The 14,134-nt window shown below is 60.0% G+C and carries 16 protein-coding genes; 11 read left to right on the forward strand and 5 right to left on the reverse strand.

Annotated elements, in window-relative coordinates:
* Positions 1 to 73 precede the first annotated feature (73 nt).
* From NVB75_RS06640 to NVB75_RS06660, 5 genes are all read left to right on the forward strand, one after another.
* A complete protein-coding gene (locus NVB75_RS06640) occupies positions 74 to 1,504 on the forward strand; it encodes an MFS transporter (protein ID WP_258346550.1) in 1,431 nt (476 codons plus the stop codon).
* A gap of 240 nt (positions 1,505 to 1,744) precedes the next feature.
* Positions 1,745 to 2,854, forward strand: coding sequence for an HlyD family secretion protein (locus tag NVB75_RS06645; protein ID WP_258346551.1), 1,110 nt, complete (start codon positions 1,745 to 1,747; stop codon positions 2,852 to 2,854).
* A complete protein-coding gene (locus NVB75_RS06650; RefSeq protein ID WP_258346552.1) occupies positions 2,851 to 4,416 on the forward strand; it encodes a DHA2 family efflux MFS transporter permease subunit in 1,566 nt (521 codons plus the stop codon). The genes NVB75_RS06645 and NVB75_RS06650 overlap by 4 nt, the downstream gene beginning before the upstream one ends.
* 188 nt (positions 4,417 to 4,604) lie before the next feature.
* Entirely contained in the window at positions 4,605 to 4,922 is a 318-nt protein-coding gene (locus tag NVB75_RS06655; RefSeq protein WP_258346553.1) for a type II toxin-antitoxin system RelE/ParE family toxin, read from the forward strand.
* A gap of 1 nt (position 4,923) precedes the next feature.
* A complete protein-coding gene (locus NVB75_RS06660; protein WP_258346554.1) occupies positions 4,924 to 5,340 on the forward strand; it encodes an addiction module antidote protein in 417 nt (138 codons plus the stop codon).
* A gap of 62 nt (positions 5,341 to 5,402) precedes the next feature.
* Here NVB75_RS06660 and NVB75_RS06665 read toward each other — a convergent pair whose 3' ends face one another.
* Both NVB75_RS06665 and NVB75_RS06670 read right to left on the reverse strand, forming a co-directional pair.
* Entirely contained in the window at positions 5,403 to 5,933 is a 531-nt protein-coding gene (locus tag NVB75_RS06665; protein WP_258346555.1) for a hypothetical protein, read from the reverse strand.
* 46 nt (positions 5,934 to 5,979) lie between these two features.
* On the reverse strand, positions 5,980 to 6,141 hold the full coding sequence (locus NVB75_RS06670; RefSeq protein ID WP_081253170.1) for a DUF2986 domain-containing protein: 162 nt from the start codon (positions 6,139 to 6,141) through the stop codon (positions 5,980 to 5,982).
* 145 nt (positions 6,142 to 6,286) lie between these two features.
* On the opposite strand from NVB75_RS06670, the gene NVB75_RS06675 reads away from it, so the two are divergent.
* The 4 genes from NVB75_RS06675 to NVB75_RS06690 all read left to right on the forward strand — a co-directional run bounded on the left by NVB75_RS06675 (position 6,287) and on the right by NVB75_RS06690 (position 8,787).
* Positions 6,287 to 6,913: a glutathione S-transferase family protein gene (locus tag NVB75_RS06675; protein WP_258346556.1), complete on the forward strand. Its 627-nt coding sequence runs from the start codon at positions 6,287 to 6,289 to the stop codon at positions 6,911 to 6,913.
* Positions 6,914 to 6,918: 5 nt separating this feature from the next.
* A complete protein-coding gene (locus tag NVB75_RS06680; RefSeq protein WP_258346557.1) occupies positions 6,919 to 7,434 on the forward strand; it encodes an SUKH-4 family immunity protein in 516 nt (171 codons plus the stop codon).
* A 131-nt stretch (positions 7,435 to 7,565) separates the two neighbouring features.
* Complete coding sequence (locus tag NVB75_RS06685; RefSeq protein ID WP_258346558.1) at positions 7,566 to 8,192, forward strand: LysE family translocator; 627 nt, start codon at positions 7,566 to 7,568, stop codon at positions 8,190 to 8,192.
* Positions 8,193 to 8,220: 28 nt separating this feature from the next.
* On the forward strand, positions 8,221 to 8,787 hold the full coding sequence (locus NVB75_RS06690; RefSeq protein WP_258346559.1) for an adenylate kinase: 567 nt from the start codon (positions 8,221 to 8,223) through the stop codon (positions 8,785 to 8,787).
* Between the two features lie 150 nt (positions 8,788 to 8,937).
* Here NVB75_RS06690 and NVB75_RS06695 read toward each other — a convergent pair whose 3' ends face one another.
* Positions 8,938 to 9,672 carry an SDR family oxidoreductase gene (locus NVB75_RS06695; RefSeq protein ID WP_258346560.1) on the reverse strand — a complete coding sequence of 245 codons (735 nt, stop codon included), beginning with the start codon at positions 9,670 to 9,672 and terminating at the stop codon, positions 8,938 to 8,940.
* A 349-nt stretch (positions 9,673 to 10,021) separates the two neighbouring features.
* On the opposite strand from NVB75_RS06695, the gene NVB75_RS06700 reads away from it, so the two are divergent.
* The gene (locus tag NVB75_RS06700; RefSeq protein ID WP_093198180.1) at positions 10,022 to 10,939 is read left to right on the forward strand and encodes an AraC family transcriptional regulator; all 918 of its coding nucleotides are present in this window, start codon (positions 10,022 to 10,024) and stop codon (positions 10,937 to 10,939) included.
* Between the two features lie 49 nt (positions 10,940 to 10,988).
* On the opposite strand, the gene NVB75_RS06705 is transcribed toward NVB75_RS06700, so the two are convergent.
* Positions 10,989 to 11,639, reverse strand: a complete 651-nt coding sequence (locus NVB75_RS06705; protein ID WP_258346561.1) for a helix-turn-helix domain-containing protein — start codon at positions 11,637 to 11,639, stop codon at positions 10,989 to 10,991.
* Positions 11,640 to 11,735: 96 nt separating this feature from the next.
* Between NVB75_RS06705 and NVB75_RS06710 the strand changes: the two genes are divergently transcribed.
* Positions 11,736 to 13,232, forward strand: coding sequence for a methyl-accepting chemotaxis protein (locus NVB75_RS06710; protein WP_258346562.1), 1,497 nt, complete (start codon positions 11,736 to 11,738; stop codon positions 13,230 to 13,232).
* Between the two features lie 14 nt (positions 13,233 to 13,246).
* Here the strand turns inward: NVB75_RS06710 and NVB75_RS06715 are convergent, their stop codons facing one another.
* Positions 13,247 to 14,110 carry a sensor domain-containing diguanylate cyclase gene (locus NVB75_RS06715; protein WP_258346563.1) on the reverse strand — a complete coding sequence of 288 codons (864 nt, stop codon included), beginning with the start codon at positions 14,108 to 14,110 and terminating at the stop codon, positions 13,247 to 13,249.
* Positions 14,111 to 14,134 lie beyond the last annotated feature (24 nt).

The following is a 14,134-nucleotide window of genomic DNA, read 5'->3' on the forward strand; positions in this document are numbered from 1 at the left end:
TAATTAACGCCAACCATGACGCCCATACCATTCGCCGGCGCCTACACCGCGAACGCATTACAAGGAATCGTTGATGCAAACCCAAGACAGCAGTTGGGGCGAGTTGCTCCGGGGCAAAAACGCCACCCGCTCCATCGCGCTTTCAGGCGGCATTGCGCTGTATGCCACCAACACCTACATCGCCACCACCATCCTGCCGTCGGTGGTCGCAGAAATCGGCGGCCTTGAGCTCTATGCCTGGAGTACCACCTTGTATGTGGTGGCCTCGATCCTCGGCTCGGCCCTCACCTCCAAGCTGTTGCAACGTACCGGACCACGGCAGGCGTATGCCGTGGCCACGCTGGTGTTCATGGTGGGTGTGCTGATCTGTGCATTGGCGCCGAGCATGCCGGTGATGCTGGCGGGGCGCTTTATCCAGGGCCTGGGTGGTGGGGTTTTGTTGGCGCTGTGTTACTCGATGATCCAGCTGGTGTTCGAAGAACGGCTGTGGCCTCGGGCAATGGCCTTGGTATCGGGCATGTGGGGCGTGGCCACGCTCGTCGGGCCAGCGGTGGGTGGCGTGTTTGCGGAAATGGACGCCTGGCGTTTCGCCTTCGGCTCGATGGTACCGGTGAGCCTGGCGTACATGGTGCTCACCAGCCGTGCGCTGCCGCCACGCGATACCGCAGCGACGGCCACGGCTCGCTTGCCGGTGCCGCAGTTGGTGCTGTTGGCTGGCGCGGTGTTGGCGGTGTGTGCGGGCAGCGTCTCGTCGCTGCCGAGCTGGAACCTGCTGGGCATCGCGACCTGTGCGGTGCTGGTGTGGCTGCTGATCCGCAAGGAATCCAACGCCACGGTCCGCCTTCTGCCCCGGGATGCACTGAAATTCAGCACCCCGCTCTGCGCACTGTATGCGACCACGTGCTTGTTGGTGATCGGCATGAGCAGCGAGATTTTCATGCCGTATTTTCTACAGCACCTGCATGGCCAGTCACCCTTGGTCGCCGGTTATATGGCGGCGTTGATGGCGGCCGGTTGGACCGTCTCGGAAATCCTCAGCTCTGGCTGGACCGGCCGTGGTCCACACCGCGCCATTATCGCGGGGCCGCTGTTTATCGTGGCCGGGCTGGTGATGCTGGCAATCATCACGCCAATCGCCGGTCACGGGGACTGGGCACTGTTGGCGCCTATTTGCCTCGGGCTGTTCCTGGTGGGTTTCGGCATCGGCCTGGGCTGGCCGCATCTGCTGACGCGCATCCTGCAAGTGGCGTCGGAGCAGGATAAGGATACGGCTGCATCGTCGATCACCACCTTGCAACTGTTCGCCATGGCCATGGGCGCAGCATTGGCGGGGGTGATCTCGAACATGGCGGGCATCAATGACGTGCCGGGGGATATCGGCGTCGCCAATGCGGCACGCTGGATATTCGCGCTGTTTACCCTGGCACCGATGTTGGCGCTGGTCATGGCACTGCGGGCGACACGCACGAAGGCCCGCGTCGGGGAAGAAATAACGGTGTCTTGAGACTGGCGATCCGTTGCTACGGCACCCATAAACACGCTCCTTTGAAAAAGCCCTGAATCTCAGGGCTTTTTGCATTTCCTCGATCAATACGCCGCTCCTGCCCTTGCCTTGATGCAGAAATAACTTCCATCGAGTGACTTTCATTATGAAACTCACCATGACATATTACGCATGTAATATTCAGTAACAAGCCAACGGGGCTTTCATTTCCCCATTCAAACCTAACGAGGTCATTTCGCCATGGACGCTCAAGTCAGCGCTGTGCCCGAACCCACAACAACTTCCCGGCGCAAACAGGCCCTGCGCCTGGGGCTGCTGACCCTGGCCGTGGTGGGCGGCGTCTGGTACGCCAGCCACTGGTGGCTGGTCAGCCGGTTTATCGAAGACACCGATGACGCCTACGTGGGTGCAGACGTAACGGTGATCAGCGCCAAAGTGCAGGGCTATATCAGCGAAGTGGCCGTGCAGGACAACCAGTTCGTACGCGCCGGCGACGTGCTGGCCCGCATCGATGTCCGCGACTACCGCACCGCCCTGGCCAAAGCCGACGGCGCCGTGGCCGCGCAACAGGCCGCCCTCGCCAACCTCGACGCCACCGAACAACTGCAACTGGCCGTGATCAACCAGGCCAAGGCGCAGATCGACGCCACCGACGCCGAAGCGCAGCGGGCCAGCGACGATCAGACCCGCTACCAGAACCTGGTGCGCAGCCAGGCCGTGTCGGTGGAAAGCGCGCAACGGGTCAGCGCCGTGTGGAAGACCGCCCGCGCCGACCACTCCCGAGCGCAAGCCGGGCTGATGGCGGCGCGCCGGCAAATCGATGTGATTGAAACCCAGCGCGACCAGGCCCGCGCCGCGTTGCAACAGGCCCAAGCCGAACGTGACCAGGCACAGTTGAACATCAGCTACACCGAGCTGCGGGCCCCGGTGGACGGCTATGTGGGCAACCGCCGCGCCAGGGTCGGCGCCTACGCCGCGGCCGGCAGCCAACTGATCTCGGTGGTGCCTGCGAAGGGATTGTGGGTGGACGCCAACTTCAAGGAAGACCAACTCGGCCGCCTGCAGATTGGGCAACGCGTGAGCATCCGCGCCGACATCCTCCCGGGCCGCGAATTCCACGGCCATATCGAGAGCCTGGCCCCTGCCACCGGTGCGCAATTCAGTGTATTGCCGCCGGAAAACGCCACCGGCAACTTCACCAAGATCGTGCAGCGTGTGCCGGTGCGCGTGCGGCTCGACAGCACCGACGCCGACTTCGGCGCCCTGCGCCCGGGCTTGTCGGTGATGGCGAAGGTCAATACCGATGAAGCGTTCGAGGACCAGGCCAGCGACCTCAAGGCCCAGCTATGAACAGCCCGTTGCCCGCCCTCAGCACCGCGCAAAAGGTCGCGGCCTTCGCCACCATGTGCGTGGGCATGTTTATCGCCTTGATCGATATTCAGATCGTCTCCGCCTCCCTCAAGGACATCGGCGGCGGGCTGTCTGCCGGTGCGGACGATACGGCGTGGGTGCAGACCGCCTACCTGATCGCGGAAATCATCGTGATCCCCATGTCGGGCTGGCTCTCCCGGGTGATGAGCACACGCTGGCTGTTCGCGGCCTCAGCGGCTGGGTTTACCTTGACCAGCCTGTTGTGCGCGATGGCCTGGAACATCCAGAGCATGATCGCGTTTCGCGCCTTGCAGGGGTTTCTGGGGGGCTCGATGATCCCGCTGGTGTTCACCACCGCGTTCATGTACTTCAACGGCAAGCAACGGGTGATCGCCGCGTCCACCATCGGCGCGATTGCGTCCCTGGCGCCCACACTGGGCCCGGCCGTGGGCGGCTGGATCACCGACATTTCCTCCTGGCACTGGCTGTTCTACATCAACCTGGTGCCCGGCCTGTTCGTGACCTTTGCCGTGCCGATGCTGGTCAAGGTCGACCGCCCCAACCCGTCGCTGCTCAAGGGTGCGGACTATATCGGCATGGCGTTGATGGCGGTGTTTCTTGGCTGCCTGGAATACACCCTGGAAGAAGGCCCGCGCTGGAACTGGTTCAGCGACAGCACCATTTCCACCACCGCCTGGATCGCCGCCATCAGCGGCGGGCTGTTTATCTGGCGCTGCCTGGAGATCAAGGAGCCGATTGTCGACCTGCGCGCGCTTCGGGATAGAAACTTCGCCCTGGGCTGTCTGTTTTCATTTATCACCGGCATCGGCATCTTCGCCACCATTTACCTCACGCCGCTGTTTCTCGGGCGGGTGCGCGGGTATGGCTCACTGGATATCGGCCTGGCGGTGTTTTCCACGGGGGTGTTCCAGTTGCTGGCGATCCCGGTGTACGCGATGCTGGCCAACCGCTTCGACCTGCGCTGGATTTTAATGTTCGGGTTGTCGTTGTTCGCCCTGTCGATGTGGGACTTCTCCCCCATCACCCACGACTGGGGCGCCAAGGAACTGCTGCTGCCCCAAGCCATACGCGGGTTTGCCCAACAAATGGCGGTGCCGCCCGTGGTCACCCTGACCCTCGGCGCACTGGCCCCCGACCGACTGAAACTCGCCTCGGGGCTTTTCAACCTGATGCGCAACCTCGGCGGCGCCATCGGCATCGCCGCCTGCGCCACGGTGCTCAACGACCGAACCAACCTGCACTTCCTGCGCCTGGCCGAGCACCTGAACATCCGGAACGAGTCGATGAATGTCTGGCTTGACCAGCTTTCAGGGAATGCCCAGTTGCTTGGACAAAACAGCCTGGACGCGAGCCAGTTTGCGCTGCATCAGCTGTGGGCACTGACCTGGCGCGAGGCGCAGACGCTGACCTATGCGGATGCGTTCCTGATGATCATGGTGTGCTTTGTTGTCGCCGTATTGCTGGTGCCGTTGATGCGCAAGGTGCAACCGCCGAAGCAGCCGACGGCGGATGCGCATTAGAGAGGACTTGTCACAACGTTTGAGGCTGTGAGTACAGCACCCGGCTCCATTGCCTACAGTCGCGTCGGAATTTGCCAGCTTGTGCATCTGGGAGGCACCTCTCTAAGGTTGCCCAGGCGCTGAATACCCCTTTACCTGTACTCAACCTCGCGTCGACAAGATGTAGCCATCTAGCTACAAATGGAACTATGATCAACAAGAAAAAAATATACGAGATCCACCAAACACCCGAGTTCGAGAGCTGGCTTAAACGTGTGAAGGACACTCAGGGAAAAGCGGCAATTCTGACCCGACTGGATCGTGCCGGAGCGGGCAACTTTGGTGATTGCGAATCGGTTGGCGATGGGATGAGCGAAATGCGTGTTTTTGTTGGCCCGGGCTACAGAATTTACTATGTGCGCTCGGGAATCGCAGAGTACTTGATGCTCAGCGGGAGCGATAAAACGGATCAAAAACGGGGCATACAAAAAGCTAAAGCAATACTCGCTGGCCTGAGAGGTAAATGATATGAGCGATAAATTCAATCCCGAAGAGATGCCAATCCTCAGCCTCGACACGACGGGTACGACTCATTACGAAGCCTCGCGCTTTCTCGATAGCCCGGAAGCAATGGCGGCCTATTTGGCTGAAAGTCTGAAAACCGGTGATACCGAGGGCCTTATTCATGCGTTGGCCGAGGTCGCAAAAGCCAAAGGCGTAAATAAGGTCGCCAAGGATGCGGGGGTCAATCGTGAAAGCCTTTATAAGGTGCTGAAAGCCGGCTCGAAAACGCGATTTGAGACCATAAGGAAGCTGATGACCGCAATCGGTGTCGAACTCACCGTACAACCGATAACAGCGCTGGCTGTCACTTCAAAACCCGTTGATCCAAGGGCTGGCAAGCCCGTTTCAGCCGCCAAGCCTGCAGCGAAGACGCGCTCGTGATCATCACTGTGTGTTTTGTTGTGGCCGTGTTGCTGGTGCCGTTGATGCGCATTGAGTCGCCGTCAGACAGTGAGGTACTGGATCACCTCGCCCATCGCGTCAATATCGGGAGCATCGCTCACTGCTGCTTCCGAGTTGCACCATGGGTAACTCAGACCTGACACCCACTTCATGACGCTCCCCAAATCCGCAGCGGGCAGCGTCTTCATATGCTCGATAGTGATGGTGAGCTTTTCAACAAGCCCCGATTCTGCGCTGAACTGCCATTCATACACCCCGCACCCCACCCGGGCTTCGCCGGAGTTTTTGTCGGACATGCCCACCAGCCACTTGCACTCATAGGTTTTGGCCCCATCCTCAGGCGGCTGCCCCAGGCAAAACGTATAGACGTTTTCAAAGGTCTGCCCGAATCGCCGTACCAGCACATCGCCGATGCCGGCAACCCCTTCAACGTGGGGCGGGAACGAGATGGAACCGGTGCGCACCACCATGTCCAGGGTCGCCTCCGGAACAAACGCCCGGCTGAGCAAATGCGGACGGTTGCCGTCCTTGGCGAGTATGTAGTGCTGAATCGCAAGTTGAGCAGTGTTCATGGTTTTTCCGTCGATTCCCTATCGGATGATGCTTAGGCCTTCTGGATCAACTCTCAGAAGAAACAGCTGGCTCATCAGCGGATTCAGCAGCCAGTTTCAATCGGTCTGCTTTACTGATGTACTTGTCCTTGCGGGCGGGTGCCAATTTGGCGCTGGCCTTTTTGGCCTTGGCCTTGAACAGCTGCTGTAGTTTCTTTTGACGATTCATGTGGTTTATCCGGTTTGTAATCAGTGCTTGCCGCGGTGATTATCCATCTTTCATGCCTTTATCGAAGCACATTTAATTCACGGCACTCCACAGCGCCACAGCGGTCTGTCCCTATACGTCCCTATTCTCGCCCAGCGGAGCCACCATGATCATTGTTCACCACCTCAACAACTCCCGTTCGCAACGCATCCTGTGGCTGCTCGAAGAACTCGGCCTGCCTTACGAGCTCAAGCGCTACCAGCGCGACCCGAAAACCAATCTTGCGCCACCTGAACTCAAGGCCATCAATGCCCTGGGCAAATCACCGGTGATTCAAGACGGCCCCCACGTAGTGATCGAGTCCGGCGCGATCATCGACTACCTGATTCGCCGCCACGGCCACGGCCGCCTGCAACCGGATCCTGCCACGGCCACCTATGACGAATACGTGCAGTGGCTGCACTTCGCCGAAGGGTCGGCCATGCTGCCGCTGATGCTCAACCTCTACGTTGGCCGCTTGGGTGATGCGGGTGCGCCCTTGCATCCACGTATCGAATCCGAGGTCGCGAACTACCTGGGTTATCTGGACAACGCACTGGGGCTGACGCCGTACCTGGTGGGTGACGAATTGACTGGCGCAGATATCCAGATGAGCTTCATCGGCGAAATCGCCAGGGCCCAGGGCAAGTTGCAGGCGTACCCGAATGTGGCGGCGTGGGTGCAACGCTTTCAGGAGCGGCCTGCGTATCGCAAGGCGCTGGAACAGGGTGGTGAATATGCGTTCGCGAAGTGAAGAACATGACCGGGTTTGACTTCAAGGCACGATTTATATCGTCGCAGCCGCGCGTCCCGTTGGAACCGGACCTGGGTCTGGACGAATTTGTTGTCTACGAGGCTGGCCAGGTCTGTTCCCTTGCACCACAAGACGCGGAGCTCCTCGTCAAACAGGGGCTGCCGCGCGATGCGGCGCCCTTCCTGAGTTTTGAAGCCTACAGCTCATCGCAAATTGCCCACCGGCTGATGGTTTACGGGATTAGCGAAGACTATTTCCCGCTTGGCCAAAATGGCTCGGGAGACGTTTTGGCCATCGATCGTCGCAGCCGCGAGGTCGTTTACTTCAACCATGATTTCGATAACGCGCGCGTTTTCATCAATTCCACCTTGGTACTGTTTGCGCAGTGCCTGTGCATCTTCCAGGAGCATCTGCGTGACAGTACGATGGAGCGCTGCCTGGTTGAGATCGCGCGGGTTGACTCGGCAGCGGCAGTGCCGGGTGCGATGTGGGCCGACGCGGTCAGCGAAGAGCTTTGTTGACCGGTCGCAGTCATACCCGTAGTCCTTGCCTGCGGCCACCTGAAGGTTGAAAACAGGCAGATCACCTGGATTGCTTTAATGCCCTGGATGAGGATAACTGTAGGACGCTTCCAATTCCGAGATGACGCACGATGTTCGAACTGGCCCCCATCCTGACGTACATAGCCGTTGTAATCGGTCTGTTTCTAATCCCCGGCCCAGCCGTGTTGCTGGTGATCACGCGCACCCTGCAAGGTGGCCGCAAGGTCGGCATTGCCACCGGGCTGGGGGTGGCCTCGGGTGACCTTATCCATACGTTGTGTGCCGCGTTGGGCCTGTCCGCCATCCTGATGACCTCGGCCGTGGCGTTTAACGTGGTCAAAATCGTCGGCGCCTGTTACCTGATCTACCTGGGCATACGCGCGTTTATGGCCAAGCCTGGCGCAACCACGCGTAAAGACCTGCCCACGGTGACCTCGACCCAGGCGTATTTCCAGGCGGTGGTTGCCGAAGTGCTGAACCCGAAAACCGCGATTTTCTTCCTGGCGTTCCTGCCGCAATTCATTCACCCGGAATCGGGCTCTTCCCTGGCTCAATTCGCAGTGCTGGGGTTGATCTTTTCGGGGCTCAGTGCGGTGTACACCACGCTCATCTCGGTCTCTATTCGTCCGTTGAGCAAATGGATGGTGGGCCTTTCAAGGCTGCGCCGCTGGGAGGGAAAAATCATCGGTACGTTGTTTATGGGGCTGGGGCTGAAAATAGCGCTTCAGCAGCGCTAGGACCGACGGACACTCATGGAGGAAACCCTTGCGGATCTACATCACAGGCGCCTCATGTGCAGGCGTGACCACCTTGGGCCGTACCCTCGCCTCTTTGCTCAGCCTTCGCCATCTTGATGTCGATGACTTCTATTGGTTGCCCACCAACCCTCCTTTTACAACCAAGCGCCCGCCCGATGAGCGCGTGGCCCTGATTCAGCAACGCTTCGGTGATGGCGGTTGGATACTCACCGGCTCTTGTATGGGCTGGGGAGAGGCACTGATCAACGACGCCGACCTGATTGTGTTTGTGGCAACGCCTACCCCGGTTCGTCTTGAACGCCTGGCTGCACGTGAAAAGGCGCTCTTCGGAGATCGAATCGCGCCAGGTGGCGACATGTATGAAATACATGAGGCCTTTCGGAAATGGGCATCCCAGTACGACGACCCGACCTTTGCCGGACGCAACAGGGCGTGGCACGAGCGCTGGATGTCGCAGCAAACAGTACCGATTGTCAGAGTGGACGGGTTGAACAGTACTGAGGAAATGGCGGCGAATGTCATGCAGGCATTGTCGCAAGGCATCGCAATAGCTCGAAACCAGGAAGGTGACTGAGCTGCGAGGCAACTAGCCCAACGCGGGGCTGGGCTGTTTCAAATGCCACTTTCGCCATTAGCTGCCATTCGTGACGTGCCGCAATCGGACGAGAGCAGCCGTTCATGAACGACTGCCTGCGAACTCAAGCATGCCATCCATCCGAACGGCTCAGTGTGGGCTGGCGGTCGGACGAACCACAATCTCACTCACATCCACATCGTCGGGCTGTTCGATGGCATAGGCGAGCGCTCGCGCAATGGCGTCTGCGTTGATAGCCACACGCCGAAAGGCTTTCATTACCTCGCGGGCCCCCTCATCGGAAATCGTATCGGCCAGTTCGGACTCGACGACGCCCGGGCACACCACGGTGACCCGGATCTTGTCCGTTTCCTGTCGCAGGCCATCCGAGATTGCCCTGACTGCGAATTTGGTCGCGCAGTACACCGCAGCTGTCGGAGAGACCGCAAGACCGCCGATCGATGAAATATTGATGACCTGGCCGAACCCTTGCGCTTCCATGCCCGGCAAGACGGCGGCAATACCGTGCAGCACCCCGCGAACGTTGACATCGAGCATCTGGTTCCACTCGTTGACCTTCAACGAGGCCAAGGGAGACAAAGGCATCACGCCCGCGTTGTTGATGATCACGTCGACCTTTCCATGTTGCGCCTTGGCGAACGCCACGAACGCCTGCATGGACTCCAGGTCCGTAACGTCCAGTGCGCTGGCACTTGCCGAGCCGCCTTCGGCCTGGATCTCGCGCACCAGTTTGTCCAGCCGCTCGGTACGGCGGGCACCGAGTACCACCCGTGCGCCTTTGGCGGCGATCAACCTGGCGGCCGCTTCGCCAATACCGCTGCTTGCACCGGTAATCAGGACGACTTTATTTTGAATGTTCGACATATCCGTAGCTCCTGCTGTATGCATTGAAGTTCAGCATCGACCGCCGATAGCGCGGGCGTTGCTGCGGGGTACGTCGAAAAGATTAAGGGTACGGGCCTGATCGACGCGTGCCAAAACCTGCGCAACTTTTGCCTATTCGTGTCTGTGCACCTCTCCAGCATCCGGTGCATGCGCGAACCCGGCGCACGCCAATTTTCGGCAAGATCGTTACACAGGCATATGAGGCACCGCGGATGGATTCATCCGTCACACGCTTCTGGCGACTGGGCGTTACGACGGGCTCGTGGTAAAAACAAGAGTGCCTGGCCCCCCCAGGCAGACGCTCATGAATACGTGTGAGAGCCTTGAAATGGAACAGCACGATGCTTTCATCCTTCAAAACACAGCCATCTACCGTGATGAGCTGATTCGCCTGCTGACGCAACGGTTTACGGCGCCCGGGATCTATGAAACCGCGATAGCGCCCCTGCAGGTCATTCGCCTGGACGCGCCCTCGGAAATTATCCATACCGTCCATAAGCCGGCACTTTGCCTGATCGTGCAGGGGCAGAAAGAAGTCGGCCTGAGTGACGACCGTTATCTGTACGACCCGCTCAATTACCTGGTGGTATCGGTGACACTTCCGGTTTCCGGTCGCGTGCTGATGGCCAGTCCGGAGGCGCCCTACCTGTGTATCCGTTTTGATTTCGAGGCCACGGAAATCGCTCAGGTCATCGCCGATGCGCCCCCAACGGGCGTGCCGGACGAGCCGGAGCTTGGCCTTTTCCTTGAAAAAGTCGACGTGCCGCTGCTGGAAACAATACTTCGCCTGGTACGGCTGCTGGAGACGCCGAAGGACATCGGCATGCTGGCTCCGCTCGCCCTGCGAGAGCTGTATTACCGCCTCCTGCGGGGCGTGCACGGACGCCGCCTGTATGAGCTTGCCCTCGGTGATTCGCAAACGCGTCGGGTAACCCGGGCAATCGATTGGTTGAATAACCATTACACCCAACCCTTACGCATCGAAGAACTCGCCCGGGTAGCCAATTTGGGCAGCTCTACATTGCATCATCGCTTTAAGGCGGTGACAGCCATGAGTCCGTTGCAGTATCAGAAACAACTCCGTCTGCAAGAAGCCCGCCGTCTGATGCTCGTCGAAGGACTGGATGTGGCAAGTGCCTGTTATCGAGTGGGCTACGAAAGCCCATCGCAATTCAGCCGAGAGTACAGTCGCCAGTTTGGGTGTCCGCCCTCCCGAGACACCAACCGAGTTTGCCGCCCTGCGTGAAAGTCTGACGGGCTGCCTGCGGCTGCAACGATACCCGCTCGCAGCCGGCTCATTCGTTACCCGCTGGAAAGATGCATCCGCCCTCACGCAATAGCGCTTTCACCTCTTCGATCACCTGTGCGGGGTTTTGGCTCAACTGCTCAAAGAGCGTTGAGTCCGGGCGCACGTACGATTGCGAATCGTGCTTCGCGCTCCACAAAACGATGTTCAGCAGGATCGGAATGAGGTCTATGCCTTTCTCCGTCAACCCATAAAAATCCTTGCGCCGGTCATCGGGGTTGGGCGCCTTCGAGAGAATGCCCTGTTCCTCAAGATTCCGGCGGGCGACATCGTCATGCTCGCCCCGGCCAGCGCGCAGGTCGTCAAGGCGTTCAACACCCTCTTCGGCCACGTACTGGCCAAGGATAAACGCCTCGATGCGTTCATCGCGGCGGACGATGCAGACGCCAAGGCGCGCGTCTCGACCTTCCTTGAGAGTCTCGGTCTGCGTCCGTTGGATGTCGGCGGCCTGCAGATGGCCCAGACGCTCGAGTGGCTCGGCCTGATGATGATCGGCCTGGCTAAAAACGGTGCCGGCACCTGGGATATATCCATGAATGTCGATATCGGCTGAATCTGTTGCCCGATAAGTACCGCTTTTGACCGTTATCCCCTCTAAAGGCCCTCCCACCGATGCCGATAACCTCCTGGCATCAATCAATTCGAGCTCCCTTTCAGCTGATTCGCTCCCCCGCATGCGCGTGTGGCACGTCGCATGCTTGCCTGATCCTGGCCAGACCACATGGAGTACGAGTGAATGCCCGCGCAAGCCCGTTTCATCGAGCACTACCGCAAAGCCGACCGCATCATGCTCGCCCTGCTCTGGCTGATGGCCCTGTTTTCCCTGGGCCTGGCGTTCTGGCACGACACGCTGCTGCAAGCGCTCATCATCGGGGGCGGCACCAGCGTGGTGCTTACCCTGGCCTATCGCGTCATCGGCGGCACTCGCCTGATGCGCTGCGCGCTGGGCGTTGGCCTGATGGTGATGGCCGCGTTGCACATCAACCAGGCCGAGGGTGTCATCGAATCGCACTTCGGCATCTTCGCGCTGCTGGCGGTGCTGACCTTCTACCGCGACTGGCTGCCCATCCTGGTGGCCGCCGTGACCATCGCGGTGCACCACGTGGTATTCCATGCCTTGCAGCATCAGGGTTTCCCGGTATTTGTGATGGAACATCACGGGGGCTGGAGCATGATTTTCGTCCACGCGTTCTACGTGGTGATGGAGACGGTCGCCCTGCTCTACCTCGCGGTTCACAGCCAGAAAGAGGCGGTAGAAAGTCAGGAGATGCTCGAAAAGATGCTCGCCGTCACCACCCAGTTCAGCGGTGAGGCCGTCAAGGGCAGCCCGGAAAAAGTCCACGTGTCACTCGCTACGCGCTTCGACCACTTTCTGACCCAGATCACCGGCCTGATCGACGGCGTCGCCCGTGACTCCCACGGCCTCGGCCAACTCGGCCAGGAACTGGCCCATGCCAGCGGCACCCTGGAAAAAGGCGCGCGCCATCAACTGGCGGAAATCGCGCAAATGACCGATTCCATGCAGCGCATGGAAGACGCCATGGGCCACATCGCCGTGCACGTCGAACAGGCCGTCGACCACGCGGGCCAAGCCAGCCAGCAAATCATCCGTGGCCAGGAAAGCGTCGGTCGCGCCCAGCAGGAAATCACCCAGCTCGCCACCCGCCTCCACGACACTAACCAGACGGTCGAGGGGCTGGCCGTGCAAGCCGAACAGATCGGCTCGGTGCTGGAAGTCATCAGCAGCATCGCCAACCAGACCAACCTGCTGGCCCTCAACGCCGCCATCGAAGCCGCCCGCGCCGGTGAGCAAGGACGCGGGTTTGCCGTGGTCGCCGATGAGGTACGCAGCCTGGCGCAGCGCACGGCGGTGTCGACCCAGGAGATCAAGACGATTATTGAAGGCTTGCAACACGGCAGCCGGCAAGCGGTTGAAGCCATGCACGACAGCCGCCAAGGGGTGGAACGCTGCGTGGAAGACAGCCAGCTGGCGGTGGAGATGCTGCGAGCGGTGGGCAATGATATTTCGCAGATTGATCAGCTCAATGGCCGAATTGTGTCGACCACCCGTGAGCAATCCACGGCGAATGTGGAGATTGTGGGACGGCTGCAATCAGTGCAGAGCATTGCGCAGAACACCGCGCAGGATGTGGAGACCCTGGCCAGGAGCAGCGAGCGCTTGCCGCCGATTGCGGTGCGGCTGGATGCGCTGGGGCGCAGGTTTCATCAGTAGAGGCCTGCCCCAGATCACTCACCTGCAAACCGATTTCTTTTTACCCGGTACATCTCGCCGTCCGCATGGCTGAGCAGGGTGTCGGCGTCTTTCCCGTCCGCGGGATAAAACGCCACGCCAATACTGCAGGACGGCATTTTCACCGCGCCAAACTCAGCGCTCAGCGGCTCGGCCATGACGGCGAGTATCTGCGCGACTTTTGCGGAAACGGCGTCCTCCGACTGGATGTCCGTCAGCAACACCGTGAATTCATCGCCGCCCATTCGCGCCACCAGGTCGCTGCCACGCACACAGCCTTCCAGCCGCCGTGCAATCACGCAGAGCACGCGATCGCCCACGGCATGGCCATGCACATCGTTGATGCACTTGAAGTCATTGACGTCCAGAAACAGCAGCGCCAGCGTGCTGTTGTGTCGCTGGGCCGCTTGCAGGGCCGCGTCCAGCCGGTCATTGAACAGCGACCGGTTGGTAAGGGCCGTCAACGAATCATGATGGGCGAGAAAGCGCAGTTCATCCTCAGCCTGCGTGAGCGCGGTGACGTCACGCGCGACACCGATCCGCGCGCCCACTTCTTCAGACCAGAAGGCCGCCCACAAAATGTGCACCACGCTGCCATCCTTGCGCAGGTAACGGTTGCGGAAGTCGACGTGGGGCTTGCCATTCATGACCCGGACAATGGAGGCGCGGGTGCGTGCCAGGTCTTCGGGGTGCATATAGTCGGTGATCAGGCTGCCGGTCAGTTCGTCGGCGCGGTAACCGAGCAGCGCTTCGCAGGCATCACTCACAAAAACTATCTGGTTTTCACTGTCGACCACGAACACCGTATCCAGCATCAAGTGGATCAGTTTGGGATAGAGGGCTTGCAGGTCAACGGGCATAGGTCTGTGAAGCGTCTGGTTCGG

It is taken from the genome of Pseudomonas sp. CBS, from assembly GCF_024734645.1.
Lineage (GTDB): Bacteria > Pseudomonadota > Gammaproteobacteria > Pseudomonadales > Pseudomonadaceae > Aquipseudomonas.

Bases quoted from the DNA above. Each gene is read 5' to 3' on its own strand.
- NVB75_RS06650 (WP_258346552.1), top strand. From the start codon at position 2,851: ATGAACAGCCCGTTGCCCGCCCTCAGCACCGCGCAAAAGGTCGCGGCC.
- NVB75_RS06655 (WP_258346553.1), top strand. From the start codon at position 4,605: ATGATCAACAAGAAAAAAATATACGAGATCCACCAAACACCCGAGTTC.
- NVB75_RS06670 (WP_081253170.1), bottom strand. From the start codon at position 6,141: ATGAATCGTCAAAAGAAACTACAGCAGCTGTTCAAGGCCAAGGCCAAA.
- NVB75_RS06640 (WP_258346550.1), top strand. From the start codon at position 74: ATGCAAACCCAAGACAGCAGTTGGGGCGAGTTGCTCCGGGGCAAAAAC.
- NVB75_RS06665 (WP_258346555.1), bottom strand. From the start codon at position 5,933: ATGAACACTGCTCAACTTGCGATTCAGCACTACATACTCGCCAAGGAC.
- NVB75_RS06645 (WP_258346551.1), top strand. From the start codon at position 1,745: ATGGACGCTCAAGTCAGCGCTGTGCCCGAACCCACAACAACTTCCCGG.
- NVB75_RS06680 (WP_258346557.1), top strand. From the start codon at position 6,919: ATGACCGGGTTTGACTTCAAGGCACGATTTATATCGTCGCAGCCGCGC.
- NVB75_RS06710 (WP_258346562.1), top strand. From the start codon at position 11,736: ATGCCCGCGCAAGCCCGTTTCATCGAGCACTACCGCAAAGCCGACCGC.
- NVB75_RS06675 (WP_258346556.1), top strand. From the start codon at position 6,287: ATGATCATTGTTCACCACCTCAACAACTCCCGTTCGCAACGCATCCTG.
- NVB75_RS06660 (WP_258346554.1), top strand. From the start codon at position 4,924: ATGAGCGATAAATTCAATCCCGAAGAGATGCCAATCCTCAGCCTCGAC.
- NVB75_RS06685 (WP_258346558.1), top strand. From the start codon at position 7,566: ATGTTCGAACTGGCCCCCATCCTGACGTACATAGCCGTTGTAATCGGT.
- NVB75_RS06695 (WP_258346560.1), bottom strand. From the start codon at position 9,672: ATGTCGAACATTCAAAATAAAGTCGTCCTGATTACCGGTGCAAGCAGC.
- NVB75_RS06700 (WP_093198180.1), top strand. From the start codon at position 10,022: ATGGAACAGCACGATGCTTTCATCCTTCAAAACACAGCCATCTACCGT.
- NVB75_RS06715 (WP_258346563.1), bottom strand. From the start codon at position 14,110: ATGCCCGTTGACCTGCAAGCCCTCTATCCCAAACTGATCCACTTGATG.